This window comes from Bacillota bacterium, assembly GCA_036504675.1.
Taxonomy (GTDB): Bacteria; Bacillota; Sulfobacillia; order JAJYWN01; family JAJZPE01; genus DASXUT01.
This window is the reverse complement of record DASXUT010000129.1, coordinates 1-10,534: the sequence shown is the minus strand read 5'-3', so window position 1 is coordinate 10,534 and position 10,534 is coordinate 1. Positions and strand designations below refer to the sequence as shown.

At 65.1% G+C, this 10,534-nt stretch carries 17 protein-coding genes; all 17 read right to left on the bottom strand.

Annotated features, from left to right (window positions below):
• Window positions 1-236: 236 nt before the first annotated feature.
• On the bottom strand, window positions 237-629 hold the full coding sequence (rpsI, locus tag VGL40_09065) for a 30S ribosomal protein S9 (protein ID HEY3315405.1): 393 nt from the start codon (window positions 627-629) through the stop codon (window positions 237-239).
• An 11-nt stretch (window positions 630-640) separates the two neighbouring features.
• Window positions 641-1,075 (bottom strand): 50S ribosomal protein L13, encoded by a 435-nt coding sequence (gene rplM, locus VGL40_09060; protein ID HEY3315404.1) that lies wholly within the window; start codon window positions 1,073-1,075, stop codon window positions 641-643.
• Between the two features lie 50 nt (window positions 1,076-1,125).
• Window positions 1,126-1,941 (bottom strand): tRNA pseudouridine(38-40) synthase TruA, encoded by an 816-nt coding sequence (gene truA, locus VGL40_09055; protein HEY3315403.1) that lies wholly within the window; start codon window positions 1,939-1,941, stop codon window positions 1,126-1,128.
• A 5-nt stretch (window positions 1,942-1,946) separates the two neighbouring features.
• The gene (locus VGL40_09050; GenBank protein ID HEY3315402.1) at window positions 1,947-2,744 is read right to left on the bottom strand and encodes an energy-coupling factor transporter transmembrane protein EcfT; all 798 of its coding nucleotides are present in this window, start codon (window positions 2,742-2,744) and stop codon (window positions 1,947-1,949) included.
• A complete protein-coding gene (locus VGL40_09045) occupies window positions 2,741-3,613 on the bottom strand; it encodes an energy-coupling factor transporter ATPase (GenBank protein HEY3315401.1) in 873 nt (290 codons plus the stop codon). Before VGL40_09045 ends, VGL40_09050 begins: the two co-directional genes overlap by 4 nt.
• Entirely contained in the window at window positions 3,604-4,428 is an 825-nt protein-coding gene (locus tag VGL40_09040; protein HEY3315400.1) for an energy-coupling factor transporter ATPase, read from the bottom strand. The genes VGL40_09045 and VGL40_09040 overlap by 10 nt, the downstream gene beginning before the upstream one ends.
• Window positions 4,429-4,480: 52 nt before the next feature.
• A complete protein-coding gene (gene rplQ, locus VGL40_09035) occupies window positions 4,481-4,822 on the bottom strand; it encodes a 50S ribosomal protein L17 (protein ID HEY3315399.1) in 342 nt (113 codons plus the stop codon).
• A gap of 13 nt (window positions 4,823-4,835) precedes the next feature.
• Window positions 4,836-5,783, bottom strand: a complete 948-nt coding sequence (locus VGL40_09030) for a DNA-directed RNA polymerase subunit alpha (GenBank protein HEY3315398.1) — start codon at window positions 5,781-5,783, stop codon at window positions 4,836-4,838.
• A 29-nt stretch (window positions 5,784-5,812) separates the two neighbouring features.
• Entirely contained in the window at window positions 5,813-6,442 is a 630-nt protein-coding gene (gene rpsD / locus VGL40_09025) for a 30S ribosomal protein S4 (protein HEY3315397.1), read from the bottom strand.
• Between the two features lie 15 nt (window positions 6,443-6,457).
• Window positions 6,458-6,847 carry a 30S ribosomal protein S11 gene (gene rpsK, locus VGL40_09020; GenBank protein HEY3315396.1) on the bottom strand — a complete coding sequence of 130 codons (390 nt, stop codon included), beginning with the start codon at window positions 6,845-6,847 and terminating at the stop codon, window positions 6,458-6,460.
• A 25-nt stretch (window positions 6,848-6,872) separates the two neighbouring features.
• Window positions 6,873-7,259, bottom strand: coding sequence for a 30S ribosomal protein S13 (gene rpsM, locus VGL40_09015; protein HEY3315395.1), 387 nt, complete (start codon window positions 7,257-7,259; stop codon window positions 6,873-6,875).
• A gap of 15 nt (window positions 7,260-7,274) precedes the next feature.
• A complete protein-coding gene (rpmJ, locus tag VGL40_09010; protein ID HEY3315394.1) occupies window positions 7,275-7,388 on the bottom strand; it encodes a 50S ribosomal protein L36 in 114 nt (37 codons plus the stop codon).
• A gap of 75 nt (window positions 7,389-7,463) precedes the next feature.
• Window positions 7,464-7,682 carry a translation initiation factor IF-1 gene (gene infA, locus VGL40_09005; protein ID HEY3315393.1) on the bottom strand — a complete coding sequence of 73 codons (219 nt, stop codon included), beginning with the start codon at window positions 7,680-7,682 and terminating at the stop codon, window positions 7,464-7,466.
• A gap of 43 nt (window positions 7,683-7,725) precedes the next feature.
• Window positions 7,726-8,055, bottom strand: coding sequence for a KOW domain-containing RNA-binding protein (locus VGL40_09000; protein HEY3315392.1), 330 nt, complete (start codon window positions 8,053-8,055; stop codon window positions 7,726-7,728).
• A 97-nt stretch (window positions 8,056-8,152) separates the two neighbouring features.
• Window positions 8,153-8,899 carry a type I methionyl aminopeptidase gene (map, locus tag VGL40_08995; GenBank protein ID HEY3315391.1) on the bottom strand — a complete coding sequence of 249 codons (747 nt, stop codon included), beginning with the start codon at window positions 8,897-8,899 and terminating at the stop codon, window positions 8,153-8,155.
• Window positions 8,896-9,543 (bottom strand): adenylate kinase, encoded by a 648-nt coding sequence (locus VGL40_08990; GenBank protein ID HEY3315390.1) that lies wholly within the window; start codon window positions 9,541-9,543, stop codon window positions 8,896-8,898. The genes map and VGL40_08990 overlap by 4 nt, the downstream gene beginning before the upstream one ends.
• Window positions 9,544-9,569: 26 nt before the next feature.
• Window positions 9,570-10,534: preprotein translocase subunit SecY (gene secY / locus VGL40_08985; GenBank protein ID HEY3315389.1), on the bottom strand; the 965-nt coding region annotated here is incomplete at its 5' end.

The window sequence follows — 10,534 nt, the reverse complement described above, 5'->3', positions numbered from 1 at the left end:
GCGGCCACCGGTACGGCGACGATCAGGACCACCGATGCCAGACGCAGGACCCGGGCCTTGAGAAAGAGCACTCCGATCGCCCCCCGTTACCAAGGGATATTAGGGGGGAGGAGGGGGTATGCCTTGGCCTTGCGAACTCGCCGTGACCCAGAGTGAGACGCAAGAAAGCCGGCGCACAGAGGCGCCGGCTTTTCCATTCCGATTGTCTTGGGGCATCCCTTGGCGGGGGAGGGTCGTTAACGCTTCGAGAACTGGGGCGCCTTGCGGGCCTTCTTCAAGCCGTACTTGCGGCGTTCCTTCATCCGCGGGTCGCGGGTGAGGAAGCCGGCCTTCTTCAAGGGGGCCCGGAAGGTCGGGTCGAACCTGGCCAGGGCGCGGGCGATGCCGTGCTTGACCGCGCCGGCCTGCCCGGTGGTGCCGCCGCCAACGACCGTGATGTTGAGGTCGACCTTGTCCTTGGAGCCGGTCAACTCCAGGGGCTGGACCACCGCCGCCTGGATGACCCTGATCGGGAAGTAGACTTCAAGGGGCTTCTTGTTGATGGTCACCAAGCCCTCGCCGGGGGTCAGACGGACCCGGGCGATGGCGTTCTTGCGGCGTCCCGTGCCTTGCATCATGGCCTCAGCCATCATAAAACCTCCTACAGCTCGTACTTCTCGGGCTTCTGAGCGGCATGCGGATGGCTCGGCCCGGCATAAACTTTGAGTTTCTTGGCCATTGCCCGGCCGAGGCGATTGTGCGGAAGCATGCCTTTGATGGCCTTCTCCACGGCCCGGTCGGGCCTCGTGGCCATGAACTTCTCGTAGGTCATCTGGCGAAGGCCGCCGGGGTACCCGGTGTACCGCGAGTAAAGCTTGGTCTTGAGCTTCTTCCCGGTGAGAACGGCCTTGCCCGCGTTGACGATGATGACGTGATCGCCCGTGTCAATGAAGGGCGTAAAGATCGGCTTGTGCTTGCCACGCAGAAGGCGCGCCGCCTCGCTGGCCAGCCGGCCCAGAGTCTTGCCCTCGGCGTCGATGATGAGCCACTTGCGCTCGACGTCCTTTGGCTTGGCCATGTAGGTGGTAGTGTCCATGCTATACCCTCCTTCAAACAGGATAATTGTATACTAGGGCTCCCGGAGTGTCAAGAATAGCGCACCTCTACGAGGCATAGACCCTGTGGAGGAGCGGTGGGCGCGGCCATCGACCGATCCCTGGCCTCGAGGATCCGGCCGACGTCCTCCGGGCCGAGTCGCCCGGCCCCCACCTCGAGCAGGGTACCGATGAAGTTGCGGACCATCTTGTAGAGGAACCCGTCCGCCTCGACCGTGAAAATGACCAGCTCGGAACCAGTTTCAGCGGCGCTTGGCGGGAGGAAGAGGCGGGGCACGACGGCTTCCACCGTCAGGCGCAGCACCGTCCGGACGGGACTCGACCGCGGGCTGCCGGCCGCCCAGAAGGACGTGAAGTCGTGCCTCCCGACCAGGGTCTCGGCCCCGCGGGCGATGGCCGGCACATCCAGCCGGTCGCGGACGCGGGCGCAGAACGGCGCCAGCATCGGCGAGTCGGTCGACCCGGCCAGGACCATGTACCGATAGGTCTTGCTCCTGGCCGAAAAGCGGGCGTGGAAGGTGGAGGGAGCCTCCTCCGACGAGACCACGGTGATGTCGGCCGGCAGGTGGGCCCCCAGGGCTGCTGGCCACCGGTCGTCGGGGATCCGGGACCGCGTCCGGAAGCTGACCACTTGGCCGAGGGCATGAACGCCGGCATCGGTCCGACCGGCCCCGGCCACCGCCGTCTTCTCCCCGGTGACCTCGGCGATCGCCCGTTCCAGCTCGCTCTGGATGGTGGTAAGGCCGCTCCGCTGCCGTTGAAAGCCGTGATAGCGGGTACCGTCGTAGGCCACCATCAGCCGGACGGTCCGGTCTTCGTCCGGTTGGACCTTACGGGTACCGGCCACCGCACTCACCCCCGGAATCTCAGGTAGATCAACCCACCCGCGAAGAGCAGGGTGACCGCCCCGGCGAGGTAGTCGGCCGGCCTCGCCCGAAGCTGCCGGTAGCGGGTCCGCCCGGCCCCGCCGTGATAGCCGCGGGCTTCCATGGCCATGGCCAGTTCGTCGGCCCGCCGGAAGGAGCTGATGAACAGGGGCACCAGCAGCGGAATGAGGGCCCTGGCCCGTTTCACCAGGTTGCCGCTTTCGAAATCGGCGCCCCTGGCCATCTGGGCCTTCATAATCTTTTCCGCCTCTTCCAAGAGGGTCGGGATGAAGCGCAGGGCGATGGTCATCATCATGGCCAGTTCATGGGCCGGCAACCCGAGCCGCCCCAGGGGTTTCATCAGCCGCTCCAGGCCGTCCGTCAGGGCCACCGGGGAGGTGGTCAGGGTCAGCAGGGAGGTGACGGCGATGAGGAGGATGAGCCGGAGGGCGAGGGTTACCCCGGACTGCAGCCCTTCCCTGGTCGCCGTGAGCGGACCGAACTTCCAGATGGGCTGTCCGGGGGTCATGAAGACGTTCAGGACGAGGGTCAGGAGGATCAGGATGAGGATCGGCCGGATCCCGTCGATGAGGTACCGCAGGGGCACCCTCGACAGGAGCACGCCGGCCAGGGCGAAGGCCACGGCCAGGGCGTAACCCCAGGGGTTGTTGATGAAGAAGAGGACGATCACGTAGACGCTGGTGATGGCGATCTTGGTTCGTGGGTCGAGGCGATGGACCAGCGAGTCGCCGGGGAGATACTGACCGATGGCCAGGCGGTTCATCCCCGCACCCCCCCGGAGGGGCCCGCGGGCGCCGCCTTGATGATCCTGGCGGCCGCTTCCTCGACGGTCAGCGCGTCGACCTCGAGTGACCAACCGCGCTCCTTGAGCTTCTGCATCAGCTCGACCACCGGAGGTACCCTGAGGCCGAGGCGGCTCAGCTCGTCTCCGGCCCCGAAGACCTTGGCCGTCGGGGCGTCCATGACCACCCGGCCGTGGTTCATGACCACGACCCGGTCGGCCAGCCGGGCGACATCCTCCATGTGGTGGGACACCAGGATGACCGTCTGCCCCCGTTCGGCGTGAAGCTTGTGGACGTAACCGAGGATCTCCCCGCGCCCCCGCGGGTCCAACCCGGCGGCCGGCTCATCCAGGATGAGCAGGCTCGGCCGCATGGCCAGGACGCCGGCGATGGCCACCCGTCGCATCTGGCCGCCGCTCAGGGCGAAGGGCGAACGAGGCCCCGTCTTCTCAGGGTCCAGGCCGACGAGGCGCAGGGCCTCCCTGGCCCGGCCGGCCACCTCCTCCTCGGACAGCCCGAGGTTCTTCGGCCCGAAGGAGACGTCGGCCAGGACGCTCTCCTCGAACAGCTGATGCTCGGGGTATTGGAAGATCAGCCCGACCCGTCGGCGAACGGCCCTGAGGTTGGCCTTGATCAAAAGGTCGAGGCCATCGACGACGACTTGGCCGGAGGTCGGCTTGATCAGGCCGTCGATAATCTGAATCAGGGTCGACTTGCCGGAGCCGGTCGGTCCGATGATCCCCAGGAACTCTCCGTCGGCCACTTCCAGGTCGACGTCGATGAGGGCCTTGGTCTCGAAAGGAGTCTTCTCGAGGTAGGTGTGGGAGACCCCGGACAGCTTCACCGGCATAAGAGTCCCACCATTTCGTCGACCGAGACGATCCCCGCGGGCAGGTTGAAACCGGCCTTGCGGAGCCTTTCCCCGAGTTCGGTCATGGCCGGGACATCGAGACCGATCTTTCGGAGCTCGCCGGCACGGCTGAAGACCTCGTGTGGCGGGCCGGAAAACTGGATCCGTCCCCGGTCCATGACCACGACTTGGTCGGCCTCGGCCGCCTCATCCATGAAGTGCGTGATATGGAGGACGGTCAGGCCATCCTCCCGGTTGAGCCGTCTGACCACGGCCATGACCTCTTCCCGGCCGGCCGGGTCGAGCATCGCCGTGGCTTCGTCGAGGACCAGGCACCGCGGGCGCATGGCGAGGACGCCGGCGATGGCCACCCGTTGCTTCTGCCCCCCCGAAAGGAGGTGGGGCGCCCGGTCCCGGAGATCCTGCATGCCCACCCAGCGGAGGGCCTCGTCGATCCGCCGGCCGATCTCGGCCGACGGGACCCCCAGGTTCTCGGGGCCGAAGGCGACGTCCTCTTCGACGGTGGTGGCGACGATCTGGTTATCCGGGTTCTGGAAGACCATCCCGCAGAGGCGGCGGATCTCCCATAGGCGGTCCTGATCGTGGGTGTCGATCCCACCCACGGTGACTCGACCGCTCGTTGGCAGGAGAAGGGCGTCGAGGTGCTTGGCCAGGGTTGACTTGCCCGAGCCATTGGGTCCGACCACGGCCACGAACCGCCCCGCCTCAATGGTCAGATTAACGTCGACCAGGGCAGCCACTTCGTTCGGCTGCCCCTGGTTGTACAGGTGTCCCAAGCCTTCGATTGTGATCAGGGCGGCCAAGGGTCATCCCCCCGCCCGGCAGGACATCTTACGTCTGCCGCACCTAAACGAGCTCGATGCGGACCATCGGGGCGGCGTCGCCGCGCCTTTGGTCGAGCTTGTAGGTGCGCGTGTAACCTCCCGCGCGGTCCTGATAGCGCGGGGCGATGGTATCAAAGAGCTTCTTGGCCACGTCCTCGTCGGTGACAAAGGCCAGGACTTGACGCTTGGCGTGGAGGTCCCCCCGCTTGGCGAGGGTGATCATCTTCTCGGCGAAGGACTTCAACTCGCCCGCACGGGCCTCGGTGGTCTCGATCTTCTCATGTTCGAGAAGGGCCGTGACGATGTTGCGGAACATGGCCATGCGGTGGCTCGAAATCCGCCCGAGTTTGGCGTGTTTGGACATTGCGAGCCCTCCCCTATTCCTCGGCCTGAGCCAGAGACAGTCCGAGGCTGGCCAGCTTTTGCTTGACCTCCTCGAGTGACTTCTTGCCCAGGTTACGTACTTTAATCATTTCGTTCTCGGTCTTCCCGGTCAGTTCCCCGACCGTATTGATGCCGGCCCGCTTCAAGCAGTTGTACGAGCGCACCGACAGGTCGAGCTCCTCGATGAGCATGTCGAGGACCTTCTGCCGGTCGTCCTCGGCCTTCTCGACCATGATCTCGCCGCGGCTCTGGTCCTCGGTCAGGCCGACGAAGAGGCCCAGGTGCTCGGAGAGGATCCGGGCGCCGAGGCTGACCCCCTCGTCCGGACGCACACTGCCATCGGTCCAAACTTCCAAGGTCAGCTTGTCGTAGTTGGTGATCTGACCGACGCGGGTGGCCTCGACGGTGTAGTTGACCTTGTAGATGGGGGTGAAGATGGAGTCCATCGGGATGACCCCGATGGGCTGGTCGGGCTTCTTGTTGCGGTCGGCCGACACGTAACCGCGGCCGCGCTCGACGGTCATCTCGGCCACCAATCGGCCGCCGCGATCCAGCGTCGCCAGGTGAAGCTCGGGGTTGAGGACATCGATCTCGGCCGGGGCCAGGATGTGGCTGGCCGTGACCGTGCCCTCCCCTTCCACCTCGAGCCGCAGGAGCCGCGCCTCGTCGGTGTGCATCTTCAAGCGAAGTTGCTTCAAGGCAAGGATGATATCGGTGACATCCTCGAGGACCCCGGGGATGGTCGAGAACTCATGCAACACGCCCTCGATCTTGACCGAAGTGACGGCCGCGCCGGGGAGCGATGACAGGAGGACCCGCCTCAGGGAGTTTCCCAGGGTCGTGCCATATCCCCGCTCGAGAGGCTCAACGACGAAGCGGCCGTAAGTGCCGCGCTCGTCCAGCTCGACGCATTCGATCTTCGGCTTCTCGATCTCAAGCATCGGGTACCCTCCCTCTTTTCGGGGGCTTTTTATCTCGAGTAGAGCTCGATGATCATGCGCTCTTGGACGGGGACGTCGATCTCTTCGCGCAGGGGCAGCCGCAGGACGCGGCCGCGCAGGTTCTCCGCTTCAAGCTCGAGCCAGGCCGGGGCGCTTCGCTGCTTCAGACCCTCGGCCAGGTTCTTGAACTTGATCGAGCTCTTCGAGCCCTCGGCTACGGCCACGACATCGCCTTCCTTGATCTGATAGGACGGGATGTTGACCCGCTTCCCGTTGACCGTGAAGTGGTTGTGCCGGACCAGGGTCCGCGCCTCCGGGCGGGAGACGGCCAGGCCGAGCCGGTAGACGACATTGTCCAGCCGCCGCTCGAGCAGTTGGAGCAGGTACTGACCGGTGACCCCCTTGACCTTGGCCGCCCGGGCATAGTACCGGCGGAACTGCCGCTCCATCACGCCGTAGATGCGGCGGGCCTTCTGCTTCTCGCGAAGCTGGCCCTGGTACTCGCTGGTCTTGCGGGGCCTGGCGTCACCGTGTTCACCCGGCGGGTAGGGGTGACGGTCGATCAGACACTTGTTGGAGTAGCAGCGCTCGCCCTTCAGGTACAGCTTCGTCCCTTCACGGCGGCAGAGCCGGCAGACCGGCCCGGTGTATCGCGCCATTAGAAAATATCCCCCCTACACTCTTCTGCGCTTCGGAGGCCGGCACCCGTTGTGCGGGATCGGGGTGACGTCCTTGATCAGGCTGACGTCAAGGCCGGCGGCCTGCAGTGAACGGATGGCCGCCTCGCGGCCCGCCCCGGGCCCCTTGACGAAGACCTCGACCTCGCGCATGCCGTGCTCCATGGCCTCGCGGGCGCAGGCCTCGGCGGCCATCTGAGCCGCGAAAGGCGTGCTCTTCTTGGAACCCTTGAAGCCCATGCCACCCGACGTCGCCCAGGAGATGACGTTCCCGACCGGGTCGGTGATGGTGACGACGGTGTTATTGAAGGTTGACTTGATGTGGGCCACACCGCGCTCAACCAGTTTGCGGTCTTTCTTCTTGGGTCTAGCAGCTCTCCGGGCCAACTAGTCCTTCCTCCTTTGCCCTTCCTTACGGCTTAGTGGTGGCCGCCTTCCGCTTGATGCCGACCGTCTTCCGCGGTCCCTTGCGGGTCCGGGCGTTGGTCTGGGTCCGCTGGCCCCGGGTGGGCAGGCTGCGGCGATGCCTGAGCCCACGGTACGAGCCGATTTCGATCAGCCGCTTGATGTTCTGGCTGACCTCGGTGCGCAGGTCGCCCTCGACCTTGTAGTGCTTATCGATGTACTCACGGAGTCGGGAGACTTCTTCCTCGGTAAGATTCCGGACGCGGGTATCGGGGTTGATCCCAGTCTCCGCGAGGATCTTCTTGGACAGCGTCGGTCCGATCCCATACAGGTAGTTGAGAGCGACCTCGACTCGCTTGTCGCGCGGCAGGTCTACGCCGGAAATTCTGGCCATCTAGGACTGCACCCCCTAACCCTGACGTTGCTTGTGCTTGGGATTCTCGCAAATCACCCGGACTTGACCCTTCCGCCGGATGATCTTGCACTTCTCGCAAATCTTCTTGACCGAAGGCCTGACTTTCACGCTTCTCCCTCCTAGAAGGACGGGGCATTGGGCCTGGCCCGGCGAGCGCCGGTGCCGGCCAAAATCCCCGTGAGCCTACTTGTATCGGACCGTGATCCGCCCACGGGTGAGATCGTAGGGGGACAACTCCACCAGGACCCGGTCGCCCGGCAGGATTCGAATGAAGTTCATCCTGATCTTGCCCGAGATGTGCGCCAACACCTTGTACCCATTCTGGAGTTCGACCCGGAACATGGCGTTGGGCAGCGTTTCGACGACCGTCCCTTCGACCTCGATGACATCCTCTTTACCCATAGGCCAGGTGTGCCCCTCCCTGAGAGTCAAGAGCTCTGATAATCTAATCCTCGTCCGTCGTCGGTTTTCCGGGCGGCGGGCCGTCCTCGGGCTCCTTGAATTCGGTCTCGAGGGCCCGGCGGATCTCCTCGTCGGTGGGCGCCCCGCCCGCCAGGAGTTTCTCCCTGACCGGGGCGACGACTCCCTGATGGATCAGCAGATGACGGACGTTCTTGCGCTTGGGGTTATCGACCTTCCTCAGGTCTCCATCGGCCACCACGACCGTCCGCTCGTCCAGGACCTCCAGGATGACGAACTTGCGTCCGCGATCCCGTCCAGCCTTGGAACTGACGATCCGCCCGGATTCCAGTCCGTTCGAGTGCGAGCCGTTCAAGCCGCATCCCTCCCCAGTCGGCCGGACTCACGCCGGACGGGCGCACCGTGCCCGGAGCCGGTCACATAGTTCCTATTATGCCAGATAAAGGAAGGAATCATTCGGCCGTCAGGATGACCGGCCCGTCGGCCGTGATCGCCACCGTCTCCTCGAAATGGGCCGAGGGCTTGCCGTCAAGGGTCCGCACGGTCCAGCCGTTCGGCTCGATGTAGACGGCATGGGTGCCCAGGTTGACCATGGGTTCAAGGGCCAGGGTCATCCCCTCTTTGAGGAGGGGGCCGCGGCCCGGAGGTCCGAAGTTCGGCACCTGCGGGTCTTCGTGCATGTTCTGGCCGATGCCGTGTCCGACGAAGTCGCGGACCACCGAGAAACCCCGACTCTCCACGTACGCCTGAACGGCGTGGGAGATGTCCGACAAGTGGTTGCCTCCGGTGGCCTGGGCGATGCCGGCGGCCAGGCCTCCCTTGGTCGCCTCAAGCAGGGCGGCGACCTCCGGGAGGATCTCCCCGACCGGCAGGGTGATCGCCGCGTCCCCCACGTAACCGCGGTAGGTCGCGCCGAGGTCGATCGAGATGATCTCTCCTTCGATCAGCCGCCGCGGGCCTGGGAAGCCGTGAACGACTTCAGCGTCCACCGATGCGCAGATGCTCGCGGGGAAGCCGTGATACCCCTTGAAAGTCGGGGTGGCCCCGGCCTTCCGAATCACGTCCTCGGCCAAGGTGTCCAGTTCGCCGGTGGTCACCCCGGGCTTGACGGCCTCGGAGAGGATTCGCCGGGTCCGGGCGACGATCCGCCCGGCCTCGCGCATGATCGCGAGTTCTTCTGGGGACTTGATGATGATCATCGAGTGGCCAGGATCCGCTTGATCGAAGCCAGGACCTCCTCCACCGGTTGACTGCCGTCGACCCGGCGGACCAGTCCCTGCTGCTCATAGTGGGCGATGAGCGGGGCCGTCTCGGCGCGGTAGACCTCCTGGCGCCGGCGGACGGTCGCCTCGCGATCGTCGTCACGCTGGTAGAGCTCGCCGCCGCAGACCTCACAGACCCCTTCGACCTTGGACGGCTGGTAGTAGACGTTGTAAGGGGCCCCGCAGGAGCGGCAGACCCGGCGGCCGGCTGAGCGGCGGACCAGTTCCTCGAGGGGGGCCTCGATGGTCACCACCGCCTCCAGGCGCTGGCCGCGGCGGGCGAGCATCTGGTCGAAGGCCTCGGCCTGCGGGATGGTCCGCGGGAAACCGTCGGCGATGAAGCCGGCCCTCGTGTCGTCCTTCTCCAGACGGCCTTCGAACATCGCCAGGATCAACTCGTCCGGGACGAGGGCTCCCCGTTCCATGTACTCCTTGGCCTTTCGGCCGAGTTCGGTCCCGTCGCGGACCTCCTGGCGAAGGATGTCGCCGGTGGAAATGTGGGGGACCTTGTACTCGGTCGCCAAGAGCTTCGCCTGGGTCCCCTTGCCCACCCCCGGTGGGCCGAGCAGCATCAGCCGCATCCACTCATGACCTCTCTAGCCTGGGCTTACTTCAGGAAGCCGTGGTAGTGGCGCATCAGGAGGTGCGCCTCGAGCTGCTTCATCGTCTCCAAGGCCACGCTGACCACGATCAGGAGGCTCGTGCCGCCGAGCCAGATGTTAGGGATGTTCGTCGCCAGCTGAACGCCGAAGGGGATGACCACGGCGATGAGGGCCAAGAAGAGTGAGCCGACCAGGGTAATCCTGGTCAAGACGCGGGCCAGGTAGTCGGCGGTCGGCCGGCCCGGCCGCAGGCCCGGGATGAAGCCACCGTACTTCTTCATGTTGTTGGCCACTTCGATCGGGTTGAAGGTGACCGCCGTGTAGAAGTAGGTGAAGAAGACGATCAGGATGCCGTAGATGAACCAATAGGTCAGGGACTTGCCGCCGGAGAGGGCGCTCGACACCCGTTGCATGAACGGGGTGTTGATGAACTGGGCGATGGTCGCCGGGGTCATCAGGATCGAGATGGCGAAGATGATCGGGATGACGCCGGCCTGGTTGACCCGCATCGGGATGTGGGTCGTCTGACCACCGTACATCTTCCGGCCGACCACCCGCTTGGCATACTGCACGGGGATCCGCCGCTGACCCTCGGTGATCCAGACGACGAAGGCGATGACCGCCAGGCCGACGACGGCCAGGATGATGACGTTAAGGATGTTGATCCGGGCGGCGCCCAGGTACTTGATCATGTTGCCCACGCCGACCGGCAGACGGGAGACGATGCCGGCGAAGATGATCAGCGAGATCCCGTTGCCGATGCCGTTCTCGGTGATCATCTCACCGAGCCACATCAGGAAAGCAGTGCCGGCGGTGAGGGTGAAGGCGATCAGGGTGATCGACCAGAAGTTCGGGTAAATCAGGGCGGTACGGAGGCCGTAGGTCTGCCCGTAGGCCTGGATCAGGCCGAGGATGACCGTGCCGTAACGCATATACTGCTGAAGCTTCTTCTGGCCCTCCGGACCCTCCT